Raw genomic sequence first — 14371 nt, 5'->3', positions numbered from 1 at the left:
GACACCGCCCCACCCCTGACAGTTTCCCGGTGACGGTGGGTGAACTGCGATGGCTGTAGGTGTCGACCTTGTTCAGCACGGATCATTACGAACTGGCGGGTGTGGACCATGGTGGACACCAAGAGCGAAGCGACCGGCGTTTGATTTTGATTTTCTTTTTCTTCTCCGTGGCTGGACGCACACGGAAACTGTCTGGGGCCGGGCGGGGTGGGTTCGCGGGGGACGCCGTGAATCCGTCCGTGGAAGCTTGGCCGCGGCATCCATGCCGCGGACACCCCCGCGAACCCACCCCGCCCGGCCAAGCACGGCTTGTGCTTGTGCCGTCAGCGACCAAGCGACCAGCCACGAGGGGCTGCGCCGTTGGCTGGAACACCCTGTTACCCATACGAGGCATGTCCCCGTCACAGCTGCATGCGATGCTGGCCCCCTGATCCCTGCCAGCGAGAACGCCCGCATGACCACCATCATCGCCCCGCGCGTGCACGACATCGGCGGCCTCGAAGTCCGCCGCGCCGTTCCCACCCTGCAGGCGCGCAGCATCGGTTCGTTCGTGTTCGTCGACCAGATGGGCCCGGCACTGATGCACCCCGGCACCGCCATCGACGTGCGCCCGCATCCGCATATCGGCCTGGCCACGGTCACCTACCTGTGGTCGGGCGCGATCGGCCACCGCGACACCCTTGGATCGGACCAGGTGATCCGTCCCGGTGACGTCAACTGGATGACCGCTGGTCGCGGCATTGCCCATTCCGAGCGAACACCGCAACCGGACCGCGACCATGACAACCCGATCCACGGCATGCAGACCTGGGTCGCGCTGCCGAAGTCGCATGAGGAAATCGAGCCGGCGTTCTATCACCATGCCGCGGCCACCCTGCCCGAGCAGCGCCGCAACGGCGCCTGGCTGCGGGTGATCGCTGGCCGCGCCTATGGCGAGGAATCGCCGGTGAAAGTGTTCGCCGATACGCTCAATGTGGCGATCGATCTGGACCCGGACGCGGAAATCGACATCGACGACGGCCACCGCGAGCGCGCGTTGTACATCCTTGAGGGCGACGCGCAGTTGGATGGCGTGGACATCCCCGCACAGCACCTGGTCATCCCCGAAGCCGGCGCACGCGGCCGCCTGCGCGCAAAGACACCGGTAAAGGCGATGCTGTTCGGTGGCGAGCCGCTGGATGGCCCGCGCCACCTGTGGTGGAACTTCGTGTCCAGCTCGAAGGAGCGTATCGAGCAGGCCAAGCACGATTGGGAAGCCGGTCGCTTCGGCACCATCCCCGGCGACGACAAGGAATTCATCCCGCTGCCGCAGTACTGAGCATCGCGTGTTGCACACAGCCGAGGGTGTATTCCTGCACCCGGCGTTGAAGCTACAGTCACCCGCTGATCATTGAAATGTGACATAAATCACACTTTCGACCGTCAAAGGAGTGCAACACATGAGCATGGGTAAACGCTTGTCCACCGAATTCCTCGGCACGTTCTGGCTGGTTCTGGGTGGCTGTGGCAGTGCGGTGCTGGCCGCCAAGTTCGGTGGTGACGGCAATCCGCTGGGTATCGGCTTCCTCGGCGTGGCGCTCGCCTTCGGCCTGACCGTGGTGACCGGCGCCTATGCGTTCGGCCATATCTCCGGTGCGCACTTCAATCCGGCGGTCAGCGTCGGCCTGTGGGCGGGTGGTCGCTTCCCGACCAAGGACCTGGTGCCGTACATCATCGCCCAGGTTGCGGGCGGCCTGCTGGCCGGCTTCATCCTGCTGCAGATCGCCTCCGGCGCCAGTGGCTTCGCCATCGACGGCAGCCAGGCCGGAGCGTTCGCCAGCAATGGCTATGGCGCGCTGTCGCCCGGTGGTTACAGCGTGGCTGCGGCCTTCCTGTGCGAAGTGGTACTGACGGCGGTGTTCCTGATCGTGATCATGGGTACCACCCACGGCAAGGCACCGGCCGGGTTCGCCCCGCTGGCGATCGGCCTGTCGCTGACCCTGATCCACCTGATCAGCATCCCGGTCACCAACACGTCGGTGAACCCGGCCCGCTCCACGGCCGTGGCCTTCTTCGCCGGCAGCGGTGCGGTCAGCCAGTTGTGGCTGTTCTGGGTCGCCCCGTTGCTGGGCGGCGCGATTGGCGGCCTGATCTACAAGTGGATCGGCAACGACCGCTGATCCCCGCAGCAACCATTGCGGCCGACGGTCGGCCGCAATGGTTGCGCTTGCAACCGCGAATTGTGCGATTGCTCACGTTCCGTTAAGGTTGAGTTGACCGTCCGTGCACATGCCGGATGGGGTGGCGTCCGGGGATGGGATGCCATGGTCGCCGGCTCCGCTGGCGAAGCCAACCAATTCATCACCTTGGGGGATGCATGAAGTTCGTGCCTGTCATGTTGTCGAGCCTGCTTTTCGCTGCGGCCCAGGCCGCCGCGCAGGCGCCGTCCGAATGTCCTTCGCTGCCGGCCAGCAGCGGTCTGCAGTGGCAGCAGCAGGTGCAGGCCGATTTCCTGGTCTGCCGCGCCAGCACCCCTGATGGCCGCGAAGTGCTGAGCCTGATGCTCAGCGCGCGTGATCCGTCCATTCCGCTGAACCGCTCGCTGCGGCAGGAAAAAGGCAGCTTCGGCGGTGAATCGCTGTACTGGTACCAGCCCGACCTGGGCGGCCAGCAACCGCCGGGGTATGCCGAACGGCGCATCAGCGTGGTCAAGCTCGACAAGGGGCGTTACGCGCAGATTTCGCTGTATCCGGACAGCGCGCAGGAGCTGGGGTCACTGCAACAGCTGGCGCAGGGCATGAGCCTGACCCCGTCGGCCGTGGCCGCCGGGCGCTGAGGATGACGGGGATGACTGCTTGGCAGCATCCCCGCAGCGCGACCCGATCCAACGGTAGTGCCGGGGGGGGGGTGGCGCCCCCCCCCCCCCCCCCCCCCCCGGGGGGGGGGGCCCCCCCCCCCCCCCCCCCGGCCCCCCCGGCCCCCCCCCCCCCCCCCCCCCCCCCCCCCCCCCCCCCCCCCCGCCGGGGGCGGGCCCCCCCCCCCCGCCCCCCACTACCGCGGGTGCAGGGCGCAACCCTGCAACGCCCCCCTTCCCCATACTCCGCCGAATGGGTATACAGTCGACCCATGCCGGCACCGTGCCGGAATGAACCCTGGGAGGGGACCATGCGCAAGACCTTCAAGACCCTGCTGCTGGCATTGCCGCTGTGCCTGGCCGCGCTCTCGGCGCAGGCCGCCGACGGCGCCGCCGGCCGCTGGAAGACCATCGACGACAAGACCGGGAAGGTGAAGTCGATCGTCGAGATCACCCAGGCCCCCAACGGCACGCTGACCGGCAAGGTGGTCGACATCCTGCACTCGGACAAGGGCCCGAACCCGGTCTGTGACGGCTGTGAAGGCGCCAACAGGAACAAGCCGGTGAAGGGCATGACCATCCTCTGGAACCTGAAGGCCGACGGCGCCAACAAGTGGTCCGGCGGCACCATCCTCGACCCGGCCAACGGCAAGACCTACAAGTCGAAGATGGAACTGCAGCCCGGCGGCACCCGGCTGGACGTGTCCGGCTGCATCGCCTTCATCTGCCGCGCGCAGACCTGGCAGCGCGAATAAGCGCCCCGCACCTGCTTCAACCCCGTGACCCGGCCCCGGCCGGGTCACGTCGTTGCGGGCATGCGATACTCTGCGGTTCCCCTCGGATCCACCCGCGACCATGACCCGTACCGCGCTCGTCACCACCGCCCTGCCCTACGCCAACGGCCCGCTGCACCTGGGCCATCTGGTCGGCTACATCCAGGCTGACATCTGGGTACGTGCGCGGCGAATGAGCGGCGGCAGGACCTGGTTCGTCTGCGCCGATGACACCCACGGCACGCCGATCATGCTGGCCGCGGAAAAGGCCGGGGTCACCCCGGAAACCTTCATCGCCAACATCCAGGCCAGCCACGAACGTGACTTCGCCGCCTTCGGCGTGGCCTTCGACCACTACGACTCGACCAATTCGGCGGCCAACAAGGCGTTGACCGAGCAGTTCTACCTGAAGCTGGAAGCGGCCGGCCTCATCAGCCGCCGTTCGGTCGCGCAGTTCTACGACCCGGCCAAGGGCATGTTCCTGCCCGACCGCTACGTCAAGGGCATCTGTCCGAACTGTGGCAGTGCCGACCAGTACGGCGACAACTGCGAAGTCTGCGGCGCGACCTATGCACCGACCGACCTGAAGGAGCCGCGTTCGGTCATCTCCGGCGCCACGCCGGAAATGCGCGATTCGGAGCACTTCTTCTTCGAGGTGGGCCACTTCGATGCGTTCCTGCGCGAGTGGCTGGCCGGCGATGTCGCCCTGCCGGGCGTGAAGGCCAAGCTGGGCGAGTGGCTCAATGCCGAAGGCGGCCTGCGCGCGTGGGACATCTCGCGCGATGCGCCGTACTTCGGTTTCCAGATTCCCGGCCAGCCGGGCAAGTACTTCTATGTCTGGCTGGACGCACCGATCGGCTACCTGTCCAGCTTCCAGACCCTGTGCGGCAGGATCGGTGAGGACTTCGAAGCGCACCTGCGTGCCGGCACCGCCACCGAACTGCACCACTTCATCGGCAAGGACATCGTCAACTTCCACGGGCTGTTCTGGCCGGCGGTGCTGCACGGAACCGGCCACCGCGCGCCGACCCGCCTGCACGTCAACGGCTACCTGACCGTGGACGGCGCCAAGATGAGCAAGTCTCGCGGCACCTTCGTGATGGCCCGTACCTTCCTCGATGCTGGCCTGGAGCCGGAAGCGCTGCGCTACTACTACGCCGCCAAGTCCGGCGGTGGCGTCGACGATCTCGACCTGAACCTGGGTGACTTCATCGCCCGCGTCAACGCCGACCTGGTCGGCAAGTTCGTCAACCTGGCCAGCCGCTGCGCCGGCTTCATCAGCAAGCGCTTCGACGGCCAGCTGGCCGCGCAGCTCCCCGATGCGGCGCAGTACCAGCGCTTCGTCGATGGCCTGGCGCCGATCCGTGAAGCCTACGAGCGCAACGACCCGGCCGCGGCGATCCGCTTGACCATGACCCTGGCCGACGAAGCCAACCGCTACATCGACGACGTCAAGCCGTGGGTCATCGCCAAGCAGGAAGGCGCCGATGCGCAGCTGCAGGCCGTGTGCAGCCAGGGCCTGAACCTGTTCCGCGTGCTGGTCACCGCCCTGAAGCCGGTGCTGCCGGCCACCGCCGCGCAGGCCGAGGCCTTCCTCGCCGCGCCGGTGAATGACTGGACCGAGCTGGCGCAACCGCTGCTGGGACACCGCATCACCGAGTACACCCCGCTGTTCACCCGTATTGACCCGAAGAAGATTGACGCCATGATCGACGCCTCCAAGGACACCCTGCAGCCGGCGGCTGCCGCTGCCCCCGCCGCCAAGCCGGCCGCCCCGGCTCCGGCCCCGGCCAAGGACGAAGCAATGAGCGCCGACGCGTCGGCCTACATCGGCATCGACGATTTCGCCAAGCTCGACCTGCGCATCGGCAAGGTGCTGGTCTGCGAGTTCGTGGAAGGTTCGGACAAGCTGCTGCGCTTCGAACTGGACGCCGGCGAGCTGGGCAAGCGCCAGATCTTCTCCGGCATCCGTGGCAGCTACGGCGAACCGGAGAAGCTGGTGGGCCGCAGCGTGGTGTTCATCGCCAACCTGGCCCCGCGCAAGATGCGCTTCGGCCTGAGCGAAGGCATGATCCTGTCGGCCGGCTTCGACGGTGGCGCACTGGCGCTGCTGGACGCCGACAGCGGCGCGCAGCCGGGCATGCCGGTCCGCTGATGCCTGCAGCGGGCGTGGTTACGTCCACGCCCGCCGGCAGCTCCGGCCCCGGGACGCAACGCGATGGGAAGCAACGCAATGGAACTGGCGCTGTTCGACTTCGACCACACCGTGACCACCTGCGATACCTATGGCCGCTTCCTGCGCCGCGTGGCCACCGCCGAACAGCTGGCACAGGCATGGTGGAAAGTCGGGCCGTGGCTGGCCGCGTACAGGCTGAAGCTGATCTCGGCCGAACGCATCCGCGCCCGCGTCACCCGCCTGACCTTCAGTGACCGCCACAGCGATGACATCGCCACGCTGGCCGCAGGCTTCTCGCGCGAGTTCCTGCCCGACGTGGTGCGCCCGGAAATGCTGGAGCAGATCCGTTGGCACAAGGAACAGCAGCACACCGTCGTGATCGTGTCCGGCTCGCTGGACCTGTACCTGAAGCCCTGGTGCGAACAGTTGGGCCTGCAGCTGATCTGCAACCGGCTGGAAAGCCGCGACGGCCGCCTGACCGGTCGCTATGCCGACGGCGACTGCGGCCCGCGCAAGGTCGAGCACATCCGCCGCCAGTTCGATCTGTCGCGCTACGTGCGCATCCATGCCTACGGTGACAGTTCCGAAGACAGGCCGATGCTGGCGCTGGCCCACGAGCGCTGGTTCCGCGGCAAGCCCCTGAAATAACCCAACGCGCAGCCTCCGCCACGCATGAGCCTGATCCCGCCCCTGACCGAACGCCTCGACCGCCTGCTGCCGCAGACCCAATGCGGGCAATGCGGCTATGACGGCTGCCGCCCGTACGCGCAGGCAATGGCACGTGGCGAGGCGGGTGTGGACCGCTGCCCGCCGGGTGGCGACGCCGGTGCACGGGCGTTGGCGCAGGTGCTGGGCGTACCGGCGATTCCATTCGATCGTTCGCGCGGCGAGCACAAGGCGGCCCAGGTGGCGTTGATCGTCGAAGCCGACTGCATCGGCTGCACCAAGTGCATCCAGGCCTGCCCGGTGGACGCCATCGTCGGCGGCGCCAAGTACATGCACACGGTCATTGCCGACCTGTGCACCGGCTGCGAGCTGTGCATCCCGCCGTGCCCGGTGGACTGCATCGAGCTGCTGCCCCTGTAACAGGGGTCAGATCCCTTTCCGCAGGAAAGGGATCTGACCCCATCCCGCAGTTACGGCACCGCTGCCGTCACCACGATCTCGACCTTCCACTCGGCGTGGGCGAGCTTGGCTTCGAAGGTTGCGCGGGCCGGGGTCGCGCCCTCGACCACCCACTCGTCCCACGCCTTGTTCATGCCGTCGAAGTCGGCGATGTCGGCCAGGAACACTTCCGCACGCAGCACGTGCTGGCGATCGCTGGCGACCAGCGCCAGCAGCTTGTCGATCTCCGCCAGCACCTGCCGGGTCTGGCCGGTGATGTCCTGGCTGGTGTCTTCCGGAATCTGGCCGGAGAGGTAGGCGACCTTGTTGTACACGGTCATTTCGGACATGCGCGGTCCGACGTCGTAACGCTCCATCATGGGCGTGGCTCCTGCGGGTGATCAGGCCCGCATTGTCCTCCAATCCGGTCAACGGTGGGTGCACGGGTCCCCCGCGCGACACGTCACTACCGGGCTCCGACACATCCGCTGGTCAAATGGCGGTGACAGGCGCACGATGCGCCACGCCCCGCGTTGACACCGCACTCGCCCCTCCTGACGCACCCTTGCGCCGATGACCGCAGCCACCAACCCCGCCGCCGCTTCCTCCACCCCGGCATGGAAGCGGGTCCTCACCATTGTCGTTCCCCTGCTGATCCTGTCGCTGGCCCTGCATGGCCTGGCCAATGAATTCGATGAGCACGGCTACCGCGCCATCCGCCAGGCATTCCGCCAGCTCAGTGGCCTGCAGATCACGCTCACCGTGATGCTCGGCCTGGCCAGCTACGCCTGCCTGATCGGCTTCGATGCCATCGGCCTGCGCCGCAGCGGCATCCGCGTGCATCCGGCACGCATCGGCATCACCGCCTTCCTTGCGCATACGCTGGGCCAGACCGTGGGCTTTGCCGCGCTGACCGGCGGCGCAGTGCGCCTGCGTGGCTACCGCAGCGCCGGCCTGGACCTGGCGCAGATCGGCCAGGTGGTGCTGATGAGCACGCTCGGTTTCGTATTCGGTGCGTGGCTGTTGATCAGCGTGGCGCTCTGCATGGAACCGGCGGCAGCGGCGTTGGCATTGCCACTGAATCCCGATGCCGTGCGCATCGTCGGCATCGTCGCCCTGCTCGCCTATCTGGGTACCGTGCTGCTGGTCGGTCGCGATGGACGGCAGTTCAGCGTGTTCGGCCATGCGTTGTGGCTACCCGACCGCCGCACCATGCTCGGCGTCACCGTGCTCAGCGTGATCGAGCTGGTGCTGGCCAGCGCCGCGTTCTATGTGCTGCTGCCGGACTCGACGCCCACCGGCCTGCCCGGCTTCGTCGGCCTGTACCTCGTCGCGGTACTGGCCGGCCTGGTCTCGACCGTGCCGGCCGGCCTGGGCGTGTTCGAATGGAGCCTGTTGAAGCTGTTGCCCCAGGTGGCACCGGCGGCGGTGCTGGCGGCCGCGTTGATCTACCGCGTGACCTATTACGTACTACCGCTGGTGCTGGCCACGTTGCTCGCCCTTGCGCCCGCGCTGCGCCAGCCGCTGCAGGCCAGTGCCGGGGCAACCCGCGCCGGCTGGAACGCACTGCGCCCATGGTTGCCGCAGATCATCGCGCTGGCGGTGTTCAGCATCGGCGCCGCGCTGGTCATCGATGGCACGCTGCCCACGCCACGCCGGCACCTGGTGAATGCCTCGCTGCCGATCCTGGAAACCTCGCACCTGATCGGCAGCCTCAGTGGTGTCGCGCTGCTGCTGATCGGGCAGGGCCTGGCCCGGCGCAGCCACGCGGCGTGGATGCTGGCGATGGCGGTGTGCGTGGCCACCCCGCTGCCGCTGTGGCTGCGCGGTGGCCAACCGTTGATTGCCGTCTCGGCGGTGCTGGTGGCGATGGCGCTGTGGGCCGCGCGCCGCGAGTTCTACCGCCAGGGTGCGCTGCTGGATGAAGCCTGGTCGTGGCCGTGGCTGCGTAACCTGGGCCTGGTGCTGGTGGCAGTGACCTGGCTGCTGTTCTTCACCTACAGCCATGTCGAATACCAGAACGAGCTGTGGTGGCAGTTCGCGGTCTCCGGCAACGCACCGCGCGCGTTGCGCGCGTTGCTGGTGGTGGCCATCGCGCTGGTGATGTTCGGCCTGGCGCGGCTGCTGCACAGCACACGCAGCCCGCTGCCCGCCGCCGATGAAGCGACGCTGCAATCGCTGGCGCCAGTCCTGGCCGGTGCCACCGACACCCAGGCCTGCCTGGTGCTGACCGCTGACAAGGCAGTGCTGCGCGATGAAGCGAAACTGGGCTTCGTGATGATGCAGCGCTATGGAGGTTCGCTGATCGCGATGGGCGACCCGGTCGGCCCGCCGGACGTCGCCCGCGCATTGATCTGGCGCTTCCGCGAGGAAGCCGACCGCCTCGGCCTGCGCCCCGTCTTCTACCAGGTCGGCGAGTCCTACTGGCAGACCTACCTTGACCTCGGCCTGGGGCTGGTCAAGCTGGGCGAAGAAGCGATGGTGCCGCTGCATGATTTCGGCCTGGAAGGGCGCGAGCGCGCCGACCTGCGCCAGGCCTGGAACCGGGGCAAGCGGGGTGGCCTGTCCTTCCGCGTGGCGCCCGTGGAGGAAGTTCCCAGCCTGCTGCCGCGCCTGCACGCGATCTCCAACGCATGGCTGGAAGACAAGGCCGGCGACGAAAAGGGCTTCTCGCTCGGCAGCTACGACCCGGATTACCTGGTGCGCTTCCCGGTGGCGCTGGTCGAGGCCGAAGGCCAGATCGTGGCCTTCGCCAACCTGTGGCAGGCACCGGCAGGCGCCGAGCTGTCGGTGGACCTGATGCGCCACGTCAGCGAAGCACCGAAGGGCACGATGGACTTCCTCTTCATCGAGCTGTTCCTGTGGGGCCGCGCACAGGGCTATGCACGTTTCTCGCTGGGCATGGCGCCGCTTTCCGGGCTGGCACAGCATCGTCTGGCTGGCCGCTGGAACCGGCTGGCCGGCCTGCTGGCGCGGCATGGCGAACGTTTCTACGGGTTCAGTGGCCTGCGCCGCTTCAAGTCGAAGTTCGATCCGCAGTGGCGGCCACGCTATCTCGCCGCGCCTGGCGGCATGCACCTGCCGGCGGCGCTGCTGGACGCCACGCGCCTGATCTCTCTGGACCCGCGGCGCAACTGACGACCCGCACCACCCGGCAGGTGTCGACCTTGGTCGACACGCCAGCGCCGACCAAGGTCGGCATTTTCCAGCACGCTGGCCAGCGTGGCCCGGCGCTACGCCCCGCCCTTGAGGATCACCTCGGCCAGCCGATCATAGTCACCGCCGAAATGGTGGTCGCCCGGCAGCTTCACCCGCTTCACGCCGTCATTGGCCGGCAGGTCCGGGCACAGTGCGTCCTCGTCCTTGTCGCCATATACGCACAGGGTTTTTTCCGCCGGCAGCCTGGCCACCTCCGGTGCGATCGGCAGGCCATCGCCGCCACCGCCCAGCCAGTTGCTGACGTGGAACTCGAAGTCGGCCTTCCTGCCCACCGACAGCAGCACGATACGATCCAACGCTGCGCGGGTATCGGCGTCGAGCTGGTTGATGGTCGCCGGCAGCACGTCGGCACCCTGCGAGAAGCCGATCAGCATTACCTTGTCGCGGTGCCACTGCTGGCGGTAGTGGTCGATGATCTTCTGCAGGTCAGCGGCGAAGCCCTTCGGCGTGCGCTCGCTCCAGAAGTAGCGCAGCGAGTCGATGCCGACCACGGCCACGCCGTGCTCGTTGAGCGACGACGCCACGTCCTTGTCCAGGCCGGCCCAGCCGCCATCGCCGGACACGAACACGGCCAGCGTGTCACCGTTGCCACTCGCCGGCACTTCCACTATCGGCAGGTCCTTCAGCGCTGCCGGTGGCGGTGCCAGGCTGACACCCGCCTGCGCACCGATCACGCGCGCCGCGGCGACCAGACCCGGCGACGCATCACCGCGCGCGGTGCGCTTGAATTCGCGCGCCATCGCCACCTGCTGCACGAACTGGCTGGCCTCGCCCACCTTGCAGCCGTGATCGCCAGCGGCACTCAACCACGGAAAATTCAGTTCGGCGGGCTGCAGCGTGTTGTGCTTCACACCATCGCCGCAGACCATGCGCTCATGGTTGTGGTCCGGGCAGAAGCCGGTGGTCAGCAGGCCGGCAAACACCTGGGTGTCGGCCTGCGCCGCGAGCGAATAGGCCATCTCGGCACCCTCGCCGTCACCGCCGACCAGCGGCAGGTGGTAGCCGGGCAGATGCAGGGACGCCTGCAGCCAGCGCGAGAAGTTCTCGACGTCACCGGCGCCGAACGAGCAGGTCGGATCACCCTCGCGCTTGAGCACCCCGCGCAGGTGCGCGATGTCCACAGCGGCAACCATGGCGCCGTCGGCACGCAGGGCTTCGATCGGCAGGCGGCTGGTGTCACCCCCTGGGGTGGGTTCGTGGAACCAGATCACCACCCGCTGCGGCGTGCCGGCCGGCATGTGCACCGGAATCTGCTCGAACCGCCCGTGGCTGAACTGCTGCACGTTGGCCGCCGCCATTGCCGGCAGCGCCGCCAGCGCCAGAACCACACCCATTGCCCTGCCCAGCCCTGCACGCTTCATATCGCATCCCCGATGGAATGCGCACACGATACGCCGCCACCGCGTGCACGGCACGTACCGGTGCAGGCCGTTGGCGATTCAGTCGGCCGTGGTACGCCGACTGCGCCGGTACAGTGCCAGCGCCAGGTACAGCAGCCAGCCTACGATCACCACGATCACGACCTTCTGCCCCAACTCGCGCGGCGGCCCGCCACGCCACAGCACATGCAGCCACAACAGTACGAACGCCAGCCAGGCCCAGCCCCAGAGCAGGCCCGCGGCGGACTGCCAACCCGGTTCGCGGCGCAGGTACCAGGCCTGCAGCAGCATGCCGACGCTGGCACACAGGAACGCAGTGTTGGCCGCCAGCCCATGGATGAACGGTGCCAGCAGCGGCGTCGCTTCCGGCAGCCAGCTGTCACCGATGGCGACCGTGGCCAGGCCCAGCGCCGAGACAGTGAAGAGCAGCGGCGCCGCCGCGCTGCGCCGCGGGCCGACGCTGCCCCGGTAGAGGCTGATGCCGAGCAGGGCGATCGCCAATGCCAGCAGGCAGTAGGCCGCGCGCAATGCCAGCCCCCACGGCCCGTGCAGGTAGAGGCTGAGCGTGGCCCGCACCCAGTCCAGATCAGTGCGTGCGAACTGGGTCCACAGCGCGGTGGCCACGAACAGCAGCAGCGCCGCCAGCGCCAGCAGTGCCGCTGGGCGCGCGCGGCTCATGCGGACGCCTCCGGGTGCCGCGCCAGCCATTCGGCCAACGCCTTGCGATAGCGCTGCAGCTCGTCGGCATACAGGTCCAGCACGCACAGCGGGCAACCGCTGCCGCAGCATTCGTTCGGACCGGGCTCTTCCGGCGGCAACGGGCGGGGATCGGGATCAGGGACAGACACGGTTGGAAGCGGCAATCGGTGGAAACAGGCCCCAGTGTACCGGGCTGGTTCAGCGGCCCAGCTGCCGGCGCAGGTTGTCGCGCGCGGCCGCGTCGAGTCGCTGGTGGAAGAATTCGCTGAGGAAGATGCGCGGTGCACGCAGCAGGCCCTGCAGGAAACGGCGGCGGCCGGCGCGATAAAGGAAGCCCGGCACCACGCCCTTGTACTCTTCGGCCACGCCGCGGTCATAGGCGCTGAACACCGGTTCCGGCGCGGCCAGGATCGCCATGTCGCAGTCCAGGAACAACGCGGCCTCGGCATCGACATCGTCCAGGCCGAGCTCGCCATGACGGGCAGTCAGCAGGATCAGCTGCTCGACCCGGGCCGCGTCGACCGTGGCAAGTTCCGGCGCCTGCGCGATCACTTGCAGGGCCAGCTGCGCCGAACGCGCCTCATTGTCCTTTCGCCCCGCCACATAGATCGCATCGTGGTAGAGCGCGGCCAGGTAGACCTCGGCCGGCTGCTGCCAGCCTGGACCGTCGGCAACCTCCTGGCAGTGCTGCAGCACCGCACGCACGTGGCCGAAGTGATGGTAGGCACGTGGTGGCGTCGCATAGCTGTCCTGCAGCGCCTGCCACTGCGCCGGAGCGAGCGTCAGCGGGGAGAAGTCCATGACCGGATCATCCCGCCTGCGCCGGTGGCGGGCAAGCTGGCCATTTTTTCACCACACCCTCACAACGCCCTTCGCACGGGGCCCCAACGCGGTTGTCCACAGCTTTGTCGAGCGCTGGTCCACACCGGCTGTGGATGAACGCGCGGACCGACCAGCGGTCACTGCAGGGGTGCGCGCACAGGTCTACACTCGCCTCAGGCGGGAGCGCCCGCCGCTGCCGGGAGCCGTCATGTACCGTCCTGCCGCCCGATCCGTTCTACTCGCACTGGCCGCATTGGCGGCACCCTCCGCGATCGCCCTGAACCCTGACGCGAACGAAGCCCCTGCGCTCACTGCCAGCACCGCCGCGTCGACGATTCCGACGCCGCAGCAGGTGTTCGCGATTCCACCGGCCATGCTCGATATGCTGCACACCCAGGTGACCCGTCGCAGCTATTCGCGCGAGCAGCGCCTGCAGGCGCTGGTGGAGATGATCTTCGACCCCCATGGCATGGACCTGCAGTACGACGCCGACGCGACCCTTACCGTCAGCGAGATCTGGCAGCAGCGACGCGCCAACTGCCTGGCCTTTACCCTGATGTTCGTCGCGCTGGCACGCGAAGCCGGCATCCAGGCGCGCGTGCAGGAGGTCGGCCAGGTGGTGTCGTGGTACCAGGACCAGGCCCAGGGCCTGGTCTACAGCGTAGGCCACGTCAATGCCGGGGTCGGCTTCGCCGGCCGCTTCGCCACCGTCGATCTGGATCGCAATGTGCTGTACGACCGCCGAGGGCCGCTGCCGATCAGCCAGGCGCGGGCGTTGGCGCACTTCTACAACAATCGCGGTGCCGAACGCATGGCCAGCGGCGACCTGGCGGGCGCACGTACCTTCTTCGATACCGCGCTGGCGCAGGACGACAGCTTCGCTGCCACCTGGAACAACCTGGGCGTGCTGGAAAATCGCACGGGCGATACCGCCGCCGCGCGACGGGCACTGGAAAGGGCGCTGCGACTGGACGGCCGCCAGGATGCTGCACTCACCAACGCCAGCGCCCTCTACCGCAAGCTCGGCATGATTGCGCAGGCGCAGGCACTGGAGCAGCGGCTGCAATCGGTGCAGCGCGAAGACCCGTTCGCGCAGTACATGCTCGGTGCCGAGGCCGAACGCGCCGGGCAACTGCAGCAGGCGATCCGCTATTACCGGCAGGCCGTGCGCCTGTACGACACCGCGCACCAGTTCCACTTCGGGCTGGCGCGGGTCTATTTCCTGGCGGGCCAGCTCAAGCACGCTGATCGTGAGCTGCTGCGTGCACAGGAACTGGGCGGGGCGCCGCAGCAGGCGCGCTACCAGGCCAAGCTGGACAGCCTGGCCCGCTGGCGCGCACGGCAGCAGGCCAGGCGCTGAAGGCCG

At 68.0% G+C, this 14371-nt stretch carries 14 protein-coding genes; 9 read left to right on the top strand and 5 right to left on the bottom strand.

Annotated elements, in window-relative coordinates:
* The first annotated feature begins 454 nt into the window (after positions 1-454).
* From ROV93_RS21755 to rnfB, 7 genes are all read left to right on the top strand, one after another.
* Positions 455-1318 carry a pirin family protein gene (locus ROV93_RS21755; protein WP_005410608.1) on the top strand — a complete coding sequence of 288 codons (864 nt, stop codon included), beginning with the start codon at positions 455-457 and terminating at the stop codon, positions 1316-1318.
* A 121-nt stretch (positions 1319-1439) separates the two neighbouring features.
* A complete protein-coding gene (gene aqpZ, locus ROV93_RS21750) occupies positions 1440-2159 on the top strand; it encodes an aquaporin Z (RefSeq protein ID WP_072169166.1) in 720 nt (239 codons plus the stop codon).
* Positions 2160-2356: 197 nt separating this feature from the next.
* Positions 2357-2815 carry a hypothetical protein gene (locus ROV93_RS21745; RefSeq protein WP_049414687.1) on the top strand — a complete coding sequence of 153 codons (459 nt, stop codon included), beginning with the start codon at positions 2357-2359 and terminating at the stop codon, positions 2813-2815.
* 329 nt (positions 2816-3144) lie between these two features.
* A complete protein-coding gene (locus ROV93_RS21740) occupies positions 3145-3588 on the top strand; it encodes a DUF2147 domain-containing protein (RefSeq protein ID WP_049415741.1) in 444 nt (147 codons plus the stop codon).
* Between the two features lie 100 nt (positions 3589-3688).
* Positions 3689-5761, top strand: a complete 2073-nt coding sequence (metG, locus tag ROV93_RS21735; RefSeq protein WP_312541337.1) for a methionine--tRNA ligase — start codon at positions 3689-3691, stop codon at positions 5759-5761.
* Between the two features lie 78 nt (positions 5762-5839).
* Positions 5840-6430, top strand: a complete 591-nt coding sequence (locus ROV93_RS21730; RefSeq protein ID WP_072169112.1) for an HAD family hydrolase — start codon at positions 5840-5842, stop codon at positions 6428-6430.
* 24 nt (positions 6431-6454) lie between these two features.
* Positions 6455-6868, top strand: a complete 414-nt coding sequence (rnfB, locus tag ROV93_RS21725; protein ID WP_061480619.1) for an Rnf electron transport complex subunit RnfB — start codon at positions 6455-6457, stop codon at positions 6866-6868.
* 50 nt (positions 6869-6918) lie between these two features.
* On the opposite strand, the gene ROV93_RS21720 is transcribed toward rnfB, so the two are convergent.
* A complete protein-coding gene (locus ROV93_RS21720) occupies positions 6919-7266 on the bottom strand; it encodes a RidA family protein (RefSeq protein ID WP_005418155.1) in 348 nt (115 codons plus the stop codon).
* Between the two features lie 193 nt (positions 7267-7459).
* Here ROV93_RS21720 and mprF point away from each other — a divergent pair, with 193 nt between their 5' ends.
* Complete coding sequence (mprF, locus tag ROV93_RS21715) at positions 7460-10024, top strand: bifunctional lysylphosphatidylglycerol flippase/synthetase MprF (protein ID WP_072169111.1); 2565 nt, start codon at positions 7460-7462, stop codon at positions 10022-10024.
* A 95-nt stretch (positions 10025-10119) separates the two neighbouring features.
* Here the strand turns inward: mprF and ROV93_RS21710 are convergent, their stop codons facing one another.
* The 4 genes from ROV93_RS21710 to ROV93_RS21695 form a co-directional block, all read right to left on the bottom strand.
* The gene (locus ROV93_RS21710) at positions 10120-11466 is read right to left on the bottom strand and encodes an AcvB/VirJ family lysyl-phosphatidylglycerol hydrolase (protein ID WP_072169110.1); all 1347 of its coding nucleotides are present in this window, start codon (positions 11464-11466) and stop codon (positions 10120-10122) included.
* A gap of 78 nt (positions 11467-11544) precedes the next feature.
* Positions 11545-12162: a DUF998 domain-containing protein gene (locus ROV93_RS21705; protein ID WP_180890819.1), complete on the bottom strand. Its 618-nt coding sequence runs from the start codon at positions 12160-12162 to the stop codon at positions 11545-11547.
* Positions 12159-12332 (bottom strand): oxidoreductase-like domain-containing protein, encoded by a 174-nt coding sequence (locus tag ROV93_RS21700; RefSeq protein ID WP_061480629.1) that lies wholly within the window; start codon positions 12330-12332, stop codon positions 12159-12161. The genes ROV93_RS21705 and ROV93_RS21700 overlap by 4 nt, the downstream gene beginning before the upstream one ends.
* A 49-nt stretch (positions 12333-12381) precedes the next feature.
* A complete protein-coding gene (locus ROV93_RS21695) occupies positions 12382-12984 on the bottom strand; it encodes a hypothetical protein (protein WP_072169108.1) in 603 nt (200 codons plus the stop codon).
* 229 nt (positions 12985-13213) lie between these two features.
* Here ROV93_RS21695 and ROV93_RS21690 point away from each other — a divergent pair, with 229 nt between their 5' ends.
* Positions 13214-14365 carry a transglutaminase domain-containing protein gene (locus ROV93_RS21690; protein WP_312541329.1) on the top strand — a complete coding sequence of 384 codons (1152 nt, stop codon included), beginning with the start codon at positions 13214-13216 and terminating at the stop codon, positions 14363-14365.
* Positions 14366-14371: the final 6 nt, after the last annotated feature.

This window comes from Stenotrophomonas maltophilia group sp. msm4, assembly GCF_032025605.1.
Lineage (GTDB): Bacteria > Pseudomonadota > Gammaproteobacteria > Xanthomonadales > Xanthomonadaceae > Stenotrophomonas > Stenotrophomonas sepilia.
This window is presented reverse-complemented; position numbering and strand designations above follow the sequence as displayed.